This is a genomic window from Bartonella sp. B23 (assembly GCF_053793815.1).
In genome coordinates this window covers 504,997-522,068 of record NZ_CP200033.1, presented here as the reverse complement: position 1 = coordinate 522,068, position 17,072 = coordinate 504,997, and the positions used below count along the sequence as shown (strand labels likewise).

The window sequence follows — 17,072 nt, the reverse complement described above, 5'->3', positions numbered from 1 at the left end:
ATGCTCAACTTTTATCATGAAAACGATTGACTATAGGATAACGACGAGCACGTCCAAGGTTTTTGTAGCTGATTTTTACACCGGGTGCGGACTGTCGCCTTTTATATTCGGCGCCATAAAGAAGGCACTCAATTTGCTCAACCGTTTCCCGTAAATATCCACGTTTAATAATATCACACACGCTCATGTCATTTTCGATAAGAGATTGCAAAATATCATCTAAAATAGGATAGGGAGGAAGAGAATCTTCATCTTTTTGATTTTCCCGCAACTCTGCAGAAGGCGCTTTTTTTATAATATTGGATGGAATGACAATTCCATCCGGCCCCTCAAAATTTTGCAAATGATTTTTATTGCGCCACTCAGCTAATGCATAAACCTGCATTTTATAAATATCCTTAATAGGATTGAAGCCTCCATTCATATCACCGTAAAGTGTTGCATATCCCACAGCCATTTCCGACTTATTGCCTGTTGTCACTACCATTGAACCAAATTTATTGGAAAGTGCCATTAAAAGTGTACCGCGTATACGGCTTTGAAGATTTTCTTCTGTCACATCAGATGGCAACCCTGAAAAAACTGGCGCCATTATGTTCAAACAAGCTTCAACAGGTTGCTCAATCGGTATTATTTCATAATGACACCCTAAAAGACGTGCACACTCTTTAGCATCTTTTAACGATTCTTGCGAAGTATAGTGATAAGGCATCATTATAGTGCGAACTCTCTCAGAGCCAAGAGCATCCACCGCTATTGCTGTACAAAGTGCTGAATCAATCCCTCCTGAAAGACCAAGAATAACGTTCTTAAAGCGGTTTTTATTGACATAATCTCTCAAAGCCAAAACACAGGCTTGATAATCAGCAGCTAACCCATTAAGAAGATTTTCATTGGAACCAGAAACACATTGCCATCCCGTCGTTCTTCGCTGCCAATGACTCAAAGCAAGATGGCTTTCAAAGTGTTTCATTTGAAACACCATTTTGCCTTGTCCGTTCAGCGCAAAAGATCCCCCGTCAAAAACAAGCTCATCTTGGCCACCAACTGGATTGGCATAGATAATTGGCAAGCCAGATTGAAGCGCTTGCGCACGTACAATTTCTACACGTTTCAGTGTTTTCTTGCGGCAATAAGGAGATGCATTAAGAACGAGAATAATCTCGGCTCCTTTACTGCCAAGTTCTGCACAAAGTGAAGAATCATTCCAAATATCTTCACAAATCACTATTCCTACTCCTACCCCACGATAGATAAGAGGATTAGGACGCGAACCGGGAGAAAATACACGCTTTTCGTCAAACTCTGCATAATTAGGCAAATCAAATTTCAAGATTTCAGCAATTATCCGTCCTTCATCAAGAAGCATAGCACCATTGTAAATTTTACCATCCCGCCTTAAAGGAAGACCAATCACGATTCCAGTTCCCCCTGCCGTTTCCTTTGCTAATTCCTTAACAGCATCTTCACATCTCTTTGTAAACGCAGGTTTAAGAACAAGATCTTCTGGTGGATAAGCACTAATAAAAAGCTCAGTGAATAAAACAAGGTCAGCTCCCTTTTCCTTAGCTTCCTGATACACCCTTGCGGCAAGAGAAAAATTTCCTTCAATATCACCAACAACGGGATTTAATTGGGCAACTGCTACCCGAAAATCATTTTTCATAAGTCTTTGTATCATTTCATCAGTTTTGAAACCACAACTCTATTTTAACCACCAAAAATAGTCTTTTTTTCGAAAAATCCCCCTTACAAACACCTAAAATAAAAAATGTTGTGTCATGTTTTATCTAACCATTTGCAGCAAATCCTAATGAATCAGTATCACGATTTTTTTTAAGGAGTTCAGCAACAAGAAACGCTAGTTCCAAAGCCTGATCTGCATTTAATCGGGGATCACACTGCGTATGATAGCGATCAGACAAATCTTCTGCAGAAATAGCATGTGCACCACCTGTGCATTCGGTTACATTACGACCAGTCATTTCAATGTGAATGCCACCTGGATAAGTTCCTTCCCCACGATGCACTGAAAAAAAATTTTCAACTTCTTTTAAAACATAATCAAAGGGACGAGTCTTATAGCCATTTGCTGTAACTGTATTGCCATGCATTGGATCACACGACCATACAACCTTACGTTTTTCCCGCTCAACTGCACGGATCAATTTAGGAAGATAATTTTCAACTTTATCATACCCAAAACGCGTAATGAGAATCAATCGCCCCATCTCATTTTCAGGATTCAAAATATCAATCAATCTCAAAAGTTCATCAGGTTCAATGGAAGGACCACATTTCAACCCAATCGGATTTTTAATACCGCGACAATATTCAACGTGAGCATGGTCAATCTGACGTGTACGATCACCAATCCATAACATATGACCGGATGTTGCATACCAATCTCCAGAAGTCGAATCAATTCGTGTTAAAGCTTCTTCATAACCAAGCAAAAGTGCTTCATGGCTGGTATAAAAAGATGTTTCACGTAATGAAGAATTTGTTTTGGAAGTAATTCCTATGGAACGCATAAAATCAATCGCTTCAGAAATACGCTCTGCTAATAGCTCATAACGCTCACCCTGTGGGCTGTTAGAAACGAAACTCAACATCCATGCATGAACATTTTCTAAATCGGCATACCCCCCTTGTGAAAAAGCACGCAACAGATTAAGCGTTGCTGCGGATTGGCGATAAGCCATAGACATTCGTTGTGGATCAGGAATACGAGAATCTGCTCCAAACTCAATACCATTAATAATATCCCCCCGATAAGAAGGAAGTTCAATTTCCCCCTTTTTTTCCATATCAGAAGAGCGCGGCTTTGCAAACTGTCCAGCAATACGACCAATTTTAACAACAGGTTTAAAACTGCCAAAAGTTAAAACAACCGCCATTTGCAAAAATACACGAAAAAAATCACGGATATTATCAGCTTCGTGTTCTGCAAAGCTTTCTGCACAATCTCCACCTTGCAATAAAAAAGCCCGACCCTGTGCAACAGCTGCTAATTCATTTTTCAAATCACGTGCTTCACCCGCAAAAACTAAAGGAGGATAGCTACGTAGCTTGCGTTCAACATCCGCTAACACAAATTCATCCGGATAAGTCGGAACTTGTTTAATTGGCTTCGCTCTCCAAGATCTAGGCGTCCATTCTTTTATCATCATACTTTCTCCAGAGCTTAAGCTCACAACTTATCGTAATAAAAGCTTCGTCGCTTACCATAACGTGCGTTGTTCAATTTTCTACTTTTCTTCCATTTTCATAGACATAACTTGGTTTATACATCGTTACAAGCTCTTCTGCCATTGTTGGATGCACGGCCATGGTTTCATCAAAGATATCTTTCGTCAGTTTTCCTTTGAGAGCTATCCCTATAAGCTGTGCCATCTCACCAGCGTTCTCTCCCAAAATATGAACACCTACAACGGTACGACTTTCACCATCAACAATGAGCTTCATAAACATTTTCTCTGAACTCCCAGAAAAAACATTGCGCATAGGACGGAAGACTGAACGATAAATTTCAAGATGTTTATAACGGCGTACCGCATCTTCTTCTGAAAGACCAACTGTTCCAATTTCGGGCTGTGAAAAAACAGCTGTCGTGATTAAATCATAATCAGGTGTTGTAGGTGTATTCTCAAACGCAGTCTTAACGAAGCACACTGCATCATGAATTGCAACAGGTGTCAATTGAATATGACCTGTTACATCACCAACAGCCCAAATGTGGGGTATATTTGTTGTCATTCTTTCATCAACAACAACTGCACCAAATTCATCCAGTTTAACGCCTGCCCGTTCGAGTCCTAAACCCGCTGTATTTGGCACACGCCCCGTAGCCAACATAATCCGATCAGTACTGATCGTTTGTCCACTTGATAAAACAACATTATAACAATTCCCTCTCGCTTGCACTTTGGAAACTGTCACCCCATAGATAATAGAAATCCCTTTTTCAATCATTGCATCATTAAGTAATTGTCGCAAGTCATAGTCAAAGTTACGAAGAATTAAATCACCACGATGGAGTAGTGTCGTTTTTACACCTAATTCATGAAAAATATTGGCAAATTCAATACCAATATATCCGCCACCAACAATGACTATTGATTTTGGAAGTTTTTCAAGGTCAAAAATTTCATTAGAGGTGAGACACAAATCATTGCCTTTTATCGCAGTGTTTGGTGCAATTTTTGCCCCCGTCGCGATCAAAATTTTTTTTGCCCTTACCCGCTCACCTGTTGCAGAGAGCTCTAATGTATGACTATCCACAAAGACAGCACGACTTTCATAAATATGAACATTATTATCTTGTAAGCTCTTGCGATAAAGCCCTTCTAATCTTGATATCTCTTTATTTTTAGCCACAACCAATTTTTCCCAGCTAAAAATTGGATCAGCATATCTCCACCCAAAACCAATGCTTTTCCTGAATTCTCGTGCATATTGTGACGCATAAACGTATAATTTTTTTGGAACACAACCGCGAATAACACAGGTGCCTCCTATACGATACTCTTCTGCTATAGCGACACGCTTACCAAGCCCTCCAGCAAGGCGTGCCGCACGCACCCCACCAGAACCACTTCCAATAACGAATAAATCAAAAAATTCCACGAACTGTTCCTTCTCATACGTCTACAATAACGGGCTATGGTCATTTGTTATCAAACGAAAATCTTTTTTATTTTCAAGCACTCTTTTTTTACAGCGCAGCTTTCTGAAAAGACCTGCTTTTATTAAAACGGCGGGAAACCGCCGCTTTTAAAAATAAACATTGCACATTGATTGTAACGAAATGAACCAAACTATTTTTTATTTTCTGAAGTATTAGATTTCATAGGTATAATGGAGTTGTTCAAATTAAGTGTTTCAGACATCTCTTTTTTTACATTTTTTATAAAATCCTGCATAAGAGCAGAACGCCACGCATCGAATGTAGAATAAGAATCACGTGCAATATTTGGAACTTCTGTCAAAAATTTTTTACCGGTATCAGAATTGTAAAATGCTGTGATTGCATCAAGTTCTTTTTGAGTAAAATATTTCGCATATACGTGAGCAATCTCTTTTTCTAAATCAGAGTGTCGTTTAGCCAGAGCAAGCGCTTGTTTGTCAACAACCTCGGAAATAGCAGTGGCTAAATTGGGATCGTCGCTGATTAATTCATCCTTTAGATCATGTGCCGCATTCGGTAAAAAATTATCAAATTGATCAGTTGCACGAATGGCACTTATAGCCTTCCTAGCTGAATCCAAATGCTGATCACTCACGCCTTGTGCATAAACCATTCCAATATTCACAACAAAAACGGCAACTGCACCTAAATATACGGCAAAACGCCGAAAAAAAAGTATTGTTTTCATTTAATGATTACCCCGATTATTAATTAACTATTAATTATAATTCAAATTCGTTATTTTATTCAAAATCTTCAACACCCTTTATTATCATGCTAACATATCGTCATGTAAACTGTCTCTTCTAAAAATCAAACGGTTCTAAAACTTTTATTTGGCCATCTGCCATCGCTACAACAGCACGCGAAGCTAATCCCAAAAAAAGACCATGCTCAATAACACCAGGAATTGCAAGAAGCGCTTCAGATAATGATTTTGGTTGCAAAATACGCCCAAAATATGCATCAAGAATGAAGTGACCACCATCTGTTTTAAAAGGATTGTCCCCATCCATTCGGAGTGTAATTTCTCCAGAAAGCCCTAAATCATCGGCTGCTTTTTCAATGGCTCTGCGTGTAGCATTCATACCGAACAGATTGACTTCAATTGGCAACGCAAAAGTGCCAAGCGTTTTTACTATTTTTGTTTCATCAGCTATAACAAGCATCGTACGAGATGCAGTCGCTACAATTTTTTCACGCAACAACGCTCCACCACCCCCTTTAATAAGCGTCATCTCTGGGCCAATTTCGTCAGCACCATCAATATCAAGATCAAGTTCAGGCATTTGTTCTAAAGTAGTGGTAGGCACTCCAAATTTACGACAGAGCTGCTCAGAATGCAGTGAAGTAGTAACACCCGTTACACGCAAACCATCCGCGACGCGCTCACCAAGAAGGCGAATAAATTCATTCGCTGTAGAACCTGTTCCTATCCCAAGCCGCATATTATCTTGAACAAACTCAAGTGCTTTAGCAGCCGCCATTTTTTTTAATTGCCGAACATTCATGAATCACTTCACCTTTGCGCCAATCAATGACATCCATTACAGACTAACAACAAAAATAGCCTATTGTCTCAACCTGCCATAAATTTATTCGCCACCTTTTTGTTAAATAAACTGTTAATTGCTATAAAATACATGATGATAATAAAATAGAATAATTAATAATTTTATCTCTTTCTAAAATTTATTAACATTTTCCATAACCAATAAGCATTTTAGCTCACTGCTATTGATAAGGTGTACTAAATACTTTTACAAATTTATGAATTATGCAGATACTAAGAAGGTCATCTGCTTTTTTTGAAAAAACATGAATCATCAGTTAGCTCTAGTGGAACACTAACAATGCCGTAACAAAATAACAAAGCATGAACAAAAAATATACCTCTCATTTCCTATTCTGTTATTATTCAGACTGAGTAAGGAAGGAGAATGAGTGGTTATACGATTTTTGTGAATGATTCCTGTGCATATTCCACGGTCTATGAAATCCCATTGAAGACCAAATAATCTCTCCACTTTTAGTCATCATAACGCTCCCTCGTGATAACAATTGTTGGGAAGTAAATGTTATTTTTGCTTTTTTGTTACATGCCTGATCATCTATTGCAAATGCTGTAATCATAATGTCTGACTCTACGCATCGATCTGTTTCTCCACGCAATAAAGTCACTCTTAATCCATTTTCTAATAAGGACGTACATACATGATTATCACAAACGAACTGTCCCTTAAATGGAGGACCATACTTTGTTGGCTTGATCGTCTCATTAACACGAAATGATTTTTTCCATATGGATGCCATAAACTGAGAGATGTGATAACGATCAATATATAATTTCTTTTTATTGATAACACCCACAAGCCTCATGTTATCTGCTATAATGAGCTGTACAGGTGAATGCATAAAGCAAACATAAATACCAGCTAAAATTAAAAAACTAAAAAAGATCCTGATGGGTGTTTTACAAAAAATCAGTCCAACAAAACCTATATTCAATAAGACAAACGCAGATAACGGCATAAATCCAGGATTCAAATCAGGAGAAATATCCTTTATAGTGTGAGCAATTTTTATCACAAGACCGACACCAAAACCTATAATTTGAAGCGGTAACCATTCAAGACCAAAAAACATTGCAAGGACTGCTATTAATCCAAAAGGTATGATGAGAATTGATACTATCGGCAAAGCTAAAGCATTGCTGATAATACTAAGAAATGCAATATTGGAAAAATGATAAGCAGCATAAATTCCACTGGCAGTTCCCGCTATAAATGAAGATGAACATACTGAAAGTATCGATAAGAATGCAAAATGAATCGCTCCACCTCCAACATAAGCAGGTGTTGTTTTATTTTTACGAAAAAATGACCTCCCGCTCCACCAATCGAAAAACGCAATCAAAGCTGCTGTTGCAGAAAAAGACATTTGAAAGCCTGGTCCTAATATTTCATGTGGCTTAACAGCCAAAATTATCAAACCTGCAATAACAAAATTGCGCATTGTTATAGCGGAACGATTACATAATACAGCAACCAACATAACAGCAATCATCACAAAACTTCTTTGTGCTGATACAGCCATGCCAGACAGTAACAAATAAAAAACTGTCATCATTAATGCAACAATAGCTGCAAATTTTTTAGAGGAATAATAGGATGAGAAAACTGGAAAAAGTGCTAAAAAACTACGGATACTCACAAGAACTATGCCACTCAACAAAGTCATATGCAAACCTGATATTGATAAAATATGCGCTAATCCAGCCATACGCAATGCTTCGTTTGTGCCATTTGAAATACCACCCCGCTGCCCCGTTATAAGAGCAGCTGCAACACTGCCCTTTTCTTGATCAATGGCCATACGGATTCTTTGTGTCATGTTTGTTCGTAAATTTTCAATTTTCTGTAGAAGTATACCTAATATTCTATTGGGCTGTGAAACTGATATTTTAATTGGCTTTCCCAGGTAAATTCCCTGAGCACCAATTCCTTTAAAATAATTATGGAAACTGAAATCGTAACCTCCTGGACGTACTGGCCCAGATAATGCGATGATCTTGATTTTCCCATATAGCCCATCGCCAATTGCTAATCCATATGGCAAATGTCTTGCCGATAAACGGACACGATTAGGTCCATGACGTAATGCTGGCTTTTCCGTCTTCAAAATATCCAAAACTAAACGAAATCCCCCTCTTTGCATTGCCTCAATAGAGACAATTCTTCCCGTTAATGTTGTAACGACATCACCACTTAGCATTGGTGTAGATATACGCCACGTTTCTACTTTTGCAGCCAAAGCACCCAATACAATACAAAATAGAAATCCCACGGTAATCCATATTCTCGGATAAAGGCGCAAAATGTAGAGCATTCCGAGAAAGATACTCATTAACACACCAAATTGCCCCCAATTTGGCTCTTGCTCTAAACTAAAATAAAAAATGATACCTGTGGAAAAAAAGACTAAAATCAACGACAAAAGAATTCCAAAAGAGATTTCTTTATTTATACAATCTACAAACCACTTCCAGAAAAAAGTTATTGCTTCTTTTAAAGGTGTAAATAAAAAAATCTTTTGTTTGTTATGGCCGTCGTTATTTGCATCATAAAGGATGAGAAAGGCATCTTGCCGTATCATATGTGTTTTTTTTCTTTCTGAAACACCGTTTATGGATAAGCCATCTTTAACTTTATTTTTATTAAACATTCGCGAATCCCCACCCTACTTGCAATGCTGCTATTGCACCCCTTACTACCTATGCTAACATGGCCCTTCTATAAATTTCTATAAATAATATTTTTAACTTTAAAGGAAAATATCCGTGTCCGTTATCACCCGATTCGCCCCCTCACCAACAGGATTTCTTCATATCGGAGGTGCCCGTACTGCCCTCTTTAATTGGCTTTATGCAAAACATACTGGTGGCAAAATGCTTTTACGAATTGAAGACACAGATCGAGAACGCTCAACAGAAACAGCTGTAAAAGCCATTATAGATGGCTTGCACTGGATGGGTCTTAACTATGAAGGTGATCCTATTTCGCAATTCGAACGTGCAGAACGCCATCGCCAAGTCGCTGAACAATTGGTAAAAAATGGCAAAGCTTATTATTGCTATACTTCTCCTGAAGAATTAGCTGAAATGCGCGAGAATGCCCGTGCAGAAGGTCGTCCACCACGTTATGATGGGCGTTGGCGCAACCGTGATATTTCTGAAGCTCCTAAAGGCATCACACCGGTTATTCGTATAAAAGCTCCACAAGATGGAGAAACAATTGTGCATGACCGAGTCCAAGGTGACGTGCGCTTCCCTAATAAAGATCTGGATGATTTTATTATTTTACGTTCTGATGGCTTACCTACCTATATGCATGCCGTTGTCGTTGATGATCATGATATGGGCGTAACACATATCATACGCGGTGATGATCATCTTACAAATGCAGCACGTCAAACAATTATCTTTAATGCAATGGGGTGGGATATCCCTGTTATGGCACATATTCCACTTATTCACGGTGAAAATGGTGCAAAACTCTCAAAACGTCATGGTGCATTAGGTGTTGATGCCTATCGAACGATGGGATACCTTCCTGCTGCTTTGCGCAATTACCTAGTCCGTCTAGGTTGGAGTCATGGTGATGACGAATTGATTTCAATCGAAGATATGATTTCTTGGTTTGATATTGATGATATTAACAAAGGTGCGGCTCGTTTTGATCTCAAAAAGCTAGATGCCATCAATGGACACTACATACGCACAAGCAATGACAGAGATCTTTTTGTTGCTGCACTTAATATTCTACCAGAACTTGAAGGAGGATTAAAAATAATAGAACGACTTGATGAACAACGCCGTGATCAATTTTTTAGAGCTATACCAAATTTGAAAGAACGTTCAAAAACACTGTGTGAACTCATTGACAATGCCTCCTTCATTTTTACACAACGACCCTTACTTCTTGATGAAAAAGCACAAACACTCTTAGAAAAAAATGGCCTATCCATCTTAGAAGGCATCTATTATACTCTAAAAGAATGCCCCTCTTGGGACACAGAAACGTTGGGTGAAACTCTTCGATCTTATGCACGAACACAGGATCTCAAATTAGGAGCTGTTGCCCAACCACTTCGGGTAGCTCTCACAGGACGCACAACATCACTAGGGGTTTTTGATGTTCTGATTTTATTGGGACGAGACGAGGCTCTCAACCGCATAAATGACCAACTCCTCATGACCGCGTAAGCTAATTGCATGTACCTGTATTTACTTAGCCAAATGAGTGTTTAAGTAGAAATTTCTCAACGTGAACCGAAGACTGCCCTATATCTTAAGCAGTACATATTTTATAAAATTACAGATAAAAAAATATTTTTAGATTGCATGAGTCAACTTTTAGAGTAAATCTACTTTCAACGTGGGTGGGAAAATCTTCCGTTATATACCTCCCTATTTAAATCTAGATTTTAGGGCGAAGGATCTGAAAGGAACATCTAATGTCTGAGAATAAAGCGTACCTTACAGTAAATGATAAAAAAATAGAACTCCCTGTGCGTAAGGGCACGAGCGGACCTGATGTCATTGAGATTGCTTCTCTCTATAAAAAAACAGACATTTTTACTTATGATCCTGGCTTTACCTCAACTGCTTCTTGTGAGTCGAAAATTACTTATATTGATGGCAATAAAGGAGTATTGCTTTATCGCGGTTATCCTATCGATCAATTGGCTGAAAAAGGAGACTTTCTCGAAACCTGCTACCTTTTGCTTTATGGTGAACTCCCAACAAAAAAAGAAAAAAATGACTTTGACCGTTGTATTATGCAACACACGATGGTACATGAGCAATTTGCACGGTTCTTTCACGGATTTCGTCGCGACTCACATCCCATGGCCGTCATGGTTGCATGTCTTGGGGCTATGTCTGCATTTTATCATGACTCTATTGATATTACAGATCAGCAGCAGAGGTTGATCGCTTCTGTTCGACTCATCTCAAAAGTTCCTACTTTTGCTGCTATGGCCTATAAATACAGTATCGGACAAGCTTTTGTTTATCCGCGAAATGATCTTAGTTACGCTGCAAATTTCCTTCGTATGTGCTTTTCTGTTCCTTGTGAAGAATACAAAAGCAATCCTGTACTCACTCGAGCAATGGATCGAATTCTTATCCTTCATGCAGATCATGAACAAAACGCTTCTACATCCACCGTACGCCTTGCAGGATCATCGGGCGCCAACCCGTTTGCATGTATTGCAGCAGGTGTTGCATGCCTTTGGGGACCAGCGCATGGTGGAGCTAATGAAGCATGCTTAAAGATGTTACAAGAAATAGGTTCCGTTAAGAGAATTCCTGAATTCATTGCACGTGCAAAAGATAAAAATGATCCTTTCCGCATGATGGGATTTGGTCATCGAGTCTACAAAAATTATGACCCACGTGCAAAAATCATGCAAAAAACCTGCCATGATGTTTTAAAAGAACTAAATATTCAAGATGATCCACTTCTTGACATCGCTATAGAACTTGAGAAAATAGCCTTAAATGATGAATATTTTATTGAGAAAAAGCTTTATCCAAATGTTGATTTCTATTCCGGCATTACATTAAAAGCTCTAGGCTTTCCAACCGAAATGTTTACTGTTCTTTTTGCATTAGCGCGTAGTGTCGGTTGGGTTGCACAATGGAAAGAAATGATTGAGGATCCTGCACAAAAAATCGGTCGTCCTCGTCAACTCTATACAGGTTATGCCATGCGTGAATATGTCCCTGTAGATAAACGTATGAATTAAACAAAATAACCAAATCAATAAAGTTCCAATTTATTGGAGCTTTATTATAGGTAATCAAATGCCATAATCTGAAAGTGCCTTTATAAATCTTGATTGTAAAATTCTTTTTGCAGATATAGTACTGTCATAGGGGTTGTGCAGAAAATTTTCTGATGGTTTTTGTTTAAAAAATAAATAAAATTCACAACGATTTTTTAGATCGAAAAAATATTGATAAAAAAGATACAAAATTTAACTTATGCTTCTGATTTTGCTCAATTGAGCGTATTCTCCGTCATCCTGTGTAAAAATTTGGTAGCATTATCGCATGTTAAACTCAAAAACATTAGAAATTTTGTGTTCTGCCTCTAAGAATAGTACTCCAAAAAAATTAGATACACTCTTGCAACTTTTCTACGCAAAATGATTTCTACCAAAGAAGTGCCACAAGAAGCATCATTGTGTAATTGGCATCCCCTCAAAAATTCTTTTCAAAATTATCTGTTAATAACGCACTTTTTTACAAGAAAAATATTCACTCTTCTCAGAAAATAAATCCCAAAGTATTTAAGTATTTAAGCGTTTTATAATACTAGTAATGACAATCGCATTTTACTTTTTTCCTAATGTATAAAATTTCTTTATGCTTACAATTGAATAATTTCTCTTCAAAGAGAAATTCCACATTTTAAAAATAAATAAATTTTTTTGATAATAATATTCGTTATGATAGTAGTAAAATAGAGTACCCTTAAATTTTTGAATTGCTCCAAAACAGCTTACAGATTATAAAAAATCACGGCGATCTCATATTTTTCCGCTTTTCTGACAGGAGAACAGGATGAAATTATTTAAAATAGTTCTTATAATAAGCGCAACACTGTTCATCCAATCTGCCAATGCCAAAACGCTGAAAATTGCGAGCGATGCCTCATACCCTCCATTTAGTTACATTAATTCAAATAATGAATTGCAAGGCTTTGATATTGATATCTCTTATGCACTTTGTGAAAAAATGAACGTTGAGTGTACAATCACCATTCAAGACTTCGGAGGAATGATTCCTGGACTTCTCGCAAAAAAATACGATGCTATCATCTCTTCCCTTGCTCCTACACAAGAGCGCTTACAAAAAATTGATTTCACAGATCCCTATTATAGCACAGCGTTAGCTGTAGTTGTTGCCAAAGATTCAGAAATTAAGGAGATCTCAGCGAAGGCCTTTAAAGGTAAAAATCTTGGTGTGCAATCGAATACAACACAAGCCGCGTATGCTGAAGATCATTATGCCTCTGAAGGGGTGAATATTAAACTCTATCCTACAATAATAGAAGTGAATCGTGATCTTTTAAGCCACAGGCTTGACGTGATAATCAGCGATAAAGTGCATGCATTAAACTGGCTCCAAAATGAAGGAAAAGGCTGCTGCCAACTTCTAGGAATTCTTGAAGAAACAAAATTTCCTATCGCAATTGCAATCCGTCAAAATAATAACGATCTTAAAAATAAATTTAATCAAGCAATAAGAGAAATCCGTTTGGATGGAACCTATAATAAAATTATGAGAAAATATTTTACATCCGATATTTACTAAAATAAATATGGGCTAAAATTGGACGAGCTGTCTATTTTTGAAGATAGCATTTGTAATTATCAAAAAGTCAGTATTTCTTGGTACCTAAATATTTTACAATGCTAATGACGACAACAGTGTGTTGCTTTTGTCTTCCAAAAATTTAGGCTTGTACATAGATTGAGTTGACTTTTTTAAAACAAAATTTTGTATTTTTTGAATAAAACAATAAAAATCTTCTTATAAGATGCAGTTATGCGATACAATTAATGTGATATTTGTTTTTTTATATTTATTATAATGAGAGCAAAATGAACACAAATAAATTTTCGCATTGCTCCCTCAAAAATTTACAGATTATAAAATACATGACAATCTCATTTTCATGCTTATTCAACAGGAGAACATAATGAAATTATTTAAAATAGCTCTTATAATAAGCGCAACACTGTTCACACAATCTGCCAATTCTCAAACGCTAAAGATTGCAAGTGAAGGATCATACCCTCCATTTAGTTATATTGACTCAAATAACGAACTCAAAGGATTTGATATTGATATATCTTATGCACTTTGTAAAAAAATGAATGTCGAGTGCACTATCAACACTCAAGACTTTGAAGGAATGATTCTCGGTCTTCTTTCCCAAAAATACGATGCTATCATCGCTTCCCTCGCTCTTACACAAGAGCGTTTACAAAAAATTGATTTCACAGATCCCTATTATAACACAGCGTTAGCTGTAGTTGTTACCAAAGATTCAGAAATTAGGGAGATCTCAGCAAAAGCCTTTAAAGGTAAAAATCTTGGTGTGCAATCAAATACAACGCAAGCTGCATACGCTGAAGATCATTATGCCTCTGAAGGAGTAAATATAAAACTCTATCCTACAACAATAGAGGTTAATCGTGATCTTTTAAGCCATCGCATTGATGTCGTTATCCTTGATAAACTTCATGCATTAAACTGGCTCAAAAATGAAGGAAAAGACTGCTGCCAACTTCTAGGAACTCTAAAAGAAACAAATTTTCCTATTGCAATTGCAATTCGTAAAAATAATAATGATCTTAAGAATAAATTCAATCAAGCAATACAAGAAATCCGTTTGGATGGAACATATGATAAAATTATGAAAAAATATTTTACATCCGATATTTATTAAATATCACTCTGAACTAAAATTAAAAGACTATTTATTACTAAGAAAATTATCTAACTCTTTATGAGGGACACAGGAATGATTGAAGATTTAGCATTGCTATCATTTGGCAATGGTCAATGGGGTATGGTTATACTTTCTAGTGCAGGAATGACGCTGTCATTGGCTTTGTGCTGTGGACTCTTAGGACTTCCTTTAGGTCTTCTAACTGCTGTAATGATTCGATCTAATATTAAAATAGCTAAAGCCATAGCGTCTCTCTTTTCATTGGTATTCCGTGGATTACCAGAGCTTTTAACATTATTTTTAGTTTACTATGGCTTACAGAATATTATTCAAATTGTTTTTGATTATTTCAATATTGAAATAATATTCAGTATCAATGCTTTTGTTGCCGGTGTTCTTGCACTCAGTATGGTTCTTGCTGCCTTTTCCTGTGAAGTTTGGCTTGGAGCATTCAACATTTTTGATAAAGGCCAATATGACGCGGCTAAAGCTCTAGGTCTTGCACGCTCAACTACATTTTTTCGTATTGTTTTTCCTCAGCTCATTCAAAATGCTTTGCCAGGGCTTTCTAATAATTGGCTTACCTTACTTAAAGATACATCCCTCGTATCAACTATTTCACTTGTTGACCTTATGCGACAAACGAACTTAGCAGTCGCAGCTACCGATAAACCAATGCTGTTTTATCTTGTGGCATGCTTACTCTATTTGTTATTTTCAGCGTTTTTTTCTACAATCCTGCGCCATTTAGAAACATACACTCAAGTAGGATATCGAAAGGTGTTGGGCTGATGATCCCTGAGTGGCTTTATTTCCTTTTTAATCCTGATCTTTTGAATCGTTATGGGCTAAAATTTATTGATGGCTTTATTGTCACTGTTGAGCTTGTTTTTATTGCTTGCTCTATTGGTTTTTTTCTTGGCATGCTCATCGCATTTGCGCGTTTATCAAATAATAAATTTGTACGATACTTTGCAGAGATTTATGTCTATTTTTTTCGTGGATCTCCTTTGTTGGCTCAACTTTTTCTTTTTTATTACGGACTTGGTTCAATGAATGACTTCTGGCAACGGGTTGGTTTGTGGTGGTTTTTTCAAAATGCATGGTACTGTTGTCTTTTCATTTTTTCTCTTAATTCTTCTGCCTATCAATCCGAAATCTTTAAAGGGAGTTTTCTATCTGTAACAGCTGGACAACGTGAAGCATCAAAAACTTTAGGATTGAGCAGTTCTGTAACATTTTTTAGAGTTATTCTTCCGCAAGCCATGGTTGTAGCATTACGCCCTTTGGGAAATGAAGTTATTTTAATGATAAAATCCAGTGCCATTGCCTCACTCATCACTGTTTATGATTTAATGGGGATTGCCAAACTGACTTATTCACGTACATTCGATTTTCAAGTTTACGTTTGGGCTGCTTTTATCTATCTTTTTATCGTTGAGCTCATTCATCGTTTTATTGTTTTTATCGAATATCGCCTGACCCGATACCTGCGATAAATGAAGTAATCATAAAAACCTTTATCAAATCAAAATGTTAAATTAATCAATTTATTTATCAACGAAAGAATGAAATAAGATGAATTTAGAAAATAATAAATCTGTCCATACCGCTGAAAACTCTGTGATTTCTATTCGAAATTTAAATAAATGGTATGGAGATTTTCAAGTGCTCTACGACATTAACTTCGATGTTAAAATTGGTGAGCGCATCGTTATCTGTGGCCCTTCCGGATCAGGAAAATCCACTTTGATTCGTTGTATTAACCAATTAGAAAAGGCACAAAAAGGTTCAATTTGTGTCTATAACGTTGACATTCATGCTGCCCCCTTATACCAGCAAAAAAACGTTCTGCGTAAAATAGGAATGGTATTTCAGAACTTTAATTTATTTCCCCATATGAGCGTTATGCAAAATTGCATTTTAGCACCCATGACAGTTCAGGGACTTTCAAAAGAACAAGCAAAAGAACGGGCAATCCATTATCTTAAAAACGTTGGAATTGAGAAACACTGTAACAAATACCCTCTACAACTCTCTGGCGGGCAACAACAGCGTGTCGCAATTGCCCGTGCACTTTGTATGGAACCTGAAGTAATGCTTTTTGATGAGCCAACGTCGGCTCTTGATCCAGAAAGTGTCGGAGAAGTTTTAGAAATTATGGTTCAATTAGTAGATACAGGTATAACAATGCTCTGCGTTACCCATGAAATGGGTTTCGCGCGCGAAGTTTCTAAAAGAATACTCTTTTTAGAAAATGGAAAGATTATTGAAGATACAGCATCTGACGAATTTTTTGCCAATCCTAAAAGCCAACGTGCCGGTGATTTTCTTGCTAAAATTAAACACTAATT

The 17,072-nt window shown here is 37.1% G+C and carries 13 protein-coding genes; 7 read left to right on the top strand and 6 right to left on the bottom strand.

Annotated elements, in window-relative coordinates; genetic code table 11:
- Nucleotides 1-4: 4 nt before the first annotated feature.
- From V4B17_RS02185 to V4B17_RS02160, 6 genes are all read right to left on the bottom strand, one after another.
- Nucleotides 5-1,666, bottom strand: a complete 1,662-nt coding sequence (locus V4B17_RS02185; protein ID WP_455479871.1) for an NAD+ synthase — start codon at nucleotides 1,664-1,666, stop codon at nucleotides 5-7.
- 124 nt (nucleotides 1,667-1,790) lie between these two features.
- A complete protein-coding gene (locus V4B17_RS02180) occupies nucleotides 1,791-3,170 on the bottom strand; it encodes a class II 3-deoxy-7-phosphoheptulonate synthase (protein WP_455480163.1) in 1,380 nt (459 codons plus the stop codon).
- Nucleotides 3,171-3,243: 73 nt separating this feature from the next.
- Nucleotides 3,244-4,629, bottom strand: a complete 1,386-nt coding sequence (gor, locus tag V4B17_RS02175) for a glutathione-disulfide reductase (protein WP_455479870.1) — start codon at nucleotides 4,627-4,629, stop codon at nucleotides 3,244-3,246.
- A gap of 191 nt (nucleotides 4,630-4,820) precedes the next feature.
- Nucleotides 4,821-5,378 carry a DUF2059 domain-containing protein gene (locus V4B17_RS02170; RefSeq protein ID WP_455479869.1) on the bottom strand — a complete coding sequence of 186 codons (558 nt, stop codon included), beginning with the start codon at nucleotides 5,376-5,378 and terminating at the stop codon, nucleotides 4,821-4,823.
- A 118-nt stretch (nucleotides 5,379-5,496) separates the two neighbouring features.
- Entirely contained in the window at nucleotides 5,497-6,201 is a 705-nt protein-coding gene (rpiA, locus tag V4B17_RS02165) for a ribose-5-phosphate isomerase RpiA (protein WP_455479868.1), read from the bottom strand.
- Nucleotides 6,202-6,604: 403 nt separating this feature from the next.
- Complete coding sequence (locus tag V4B17_RS02160) at nucleotides 6,605-8,914, bottom strand: ComEC/Rec2 family competence protein (protein ID WP_455479867.1); 2,310 nt, start codon at nucleotides 8,912-8,914, stop codon at nucleotides 6,605-6,607.
- A 115-nt stretch (nucleotides 8,915-9,029) separates the two neighbouring features.
- On the opposite strand from V4B17_RS02160, the gene gltX reads away from it, so the two are divergent.
- The 7 genes from gltX to V4B17_RS02125 all read left to right on the top strand — a co-directional run bounded on the left by gltX (nucleotide 9,030) and on the right by V4B17_RS02125 (nucleotide 17,070).
- Nucleotides 9,030-10,454 carry a glutamate--tRNA ligase gene (gltX, locus tag V4B17_RS02155; RefSeq protein WP_455479866.1) on the top strand — a complete coding sequence of 475 codons (1,425 nt, stop codon included), beginning with the start codon at nucleotides 9,030-9,032 and terminating at the stop codon, nucleotides 10,452-10,454.
- Nucleotides 10,455-10,705: 251 nt separating this feature from the next.
- Nucleotides 10,706-12,001 (top strand): citrate synthase, encoded by a 1,296-nt coding sequence (gene gltA / locus V4B17_RS02150; RefSeq protein WP_455479865.1) that lies wholly within the window; start codon nucleotides 10,706-10,708, stop codon nucleotides 11,999-12,001.
- Between the two features lie 820 nt (nucleotides 12,002-12,821).
- The gene (locus V4B17_RS02145; RefSeq protein ID WP_455479864.1) at nucleotides 12,822-13,574 is read left to right on the top strand and encodes a transporter substrate-binding domain-containing protein; all 753 of its coding nucleotides are present in this window, start codon (nucleotides 12,822-12,824) and stop codon (nucleotides 13,572-13,574) included.
- A 388-nt stretch (nucleotides 13,575-13,962) separates the two neighbouring features.
- Nucleotides 13,963-14,715, top strand: coding sequence for a transporter substrate-binding domain-containing protein (locus V4B17_RS02140; RefSeq protein WP_455479863.1), 753 nt, complete (start codon nucleotides 13,963-13,965; stop codon nucleotides 14,713-14,715).
- A 75-nt stretch (nucleotides 14,716-14,790) separates the two neighbouring features.
- A complete protein-coding gene (locus V4B17_RS02135; protein ID WP_455479862.1) occupies nucleotides 14,791-15,510 on the top strand; it encodes an ABC transporter permease in 720 nt (239 codons plus the stop codon).
- Nucleotides 15,510-16,217: an ABC transporter permease gene (locus V4B17_RS02130; protein ID WP_455479861.1), complete on the top strand. Its 708-nt coding sequence runs from the start codon at nucleotides 15,510-15,512 to the stop codon at nucleotides 16,215-16,217. The genes V4B17_RS02135 and V4B17_RS02130 overlap by 1 nt, the downstream gene beginning before the upstream one ends.
- Nucleotides 16,218-16,296: 79 nt before the next feature.
- Nucleotides 16,297-17,070 (top strand): amino acid ABC transporter ATP-binding protein, encoded by a 774-nt coding sequence (locus V4B17_RS02125; protein WP_455479860.1) that lies wholly within the window; start codon nucleotides 16,297-16,299, stop codon nucleotides 17,068-17,070.
- Nucleotides 17,071-17,072 lie beyond the last annotated feature (2 nt).

What these genes read in the sequence shown, in the direction of transcription:
- V4B17_RS02185 (WP_455479871.1), bottom strand. Translation starts at nt 1,666, where the DNA reads ATGAAAAATGATTTTCGGGTAGCAGTTGCCCAATTAAATCCCGTTGTT.
- V4B17_RS02180 (WP_455480163.1), bottom strand. Translation starts at nt 3,170, where the DNA reads ATGATAAAAGAATGGACGCCTAGATCTTGGAGAGCGAAGCCAATTAAA.
- V4B17_RS02170 (WP_455479869.1), bottom strand. Translation starts at nt 5,378, where the DNA reads ATGAAAACAATACTTTTTTTTCGGCGTTTTGCCGTATATTTAGGTGCA.
- rpiA (WP_455479868.1), bottom strand. Translation starts at nt 6,201, where the DNA reads ATGAATGTTCGGCAATTAAAAAAAATGGCGGCTGCTAAAGCACTTGAG.
- V4B17_RS02160 (WP_455479867.1), bottom strand. Translation starts at nt 8,914, where the DNA reads ATGTTTAATAAAAATAAAGTTAAAGATGGCTTATCCATAAACGGTGTT.
- gltA (WP_455479865.1), top strand. Translation starts at nt 10,706, where the DNA reads ATGTCTGAGAATAAAGCGTACCTTACAGTAAATGATAAAAAAATAGAA.
- V4B17_RS02145 (WP_455479864.1), top strand. Translation starts at nt 12,822, where the DNA reads ATGAAATTATTTAAAATAGTTCTTATAATAAGCGCAACACTGTTCATC.
- V4B17_RS02140 (WP_455479863.1), top strand. Translation starts at nt 13,963, where the DNA reads ATGAAATTATTTAAAATAGCTCTTATAATAAGCGCAACACTGTTCACA.
- V4B17_RS02135 (WP_455479862.1), top strand. Translation starts at nt 14,791, where the DNA reads ATGATTGAAGATTTAGCATTGCTATCATTTGGCAATGGTCAATGGGGT.
- V4B17_RS02130 (WP_455479861.1), top strand. Translation starts at nt 15,510, where the DNA reads ATGATCCCTGAGTGGCTTTATTTCCTTTTTAATCCTGATCTTTTGAAT.
- V4B17_RS02125 (WP_455479860.1), top strand. Translation starts at nt 16,297, where the DNA reads ATGAATTTAGAAAATAATAAATCTGTCCATACCGCTGAAAACTCTGTG.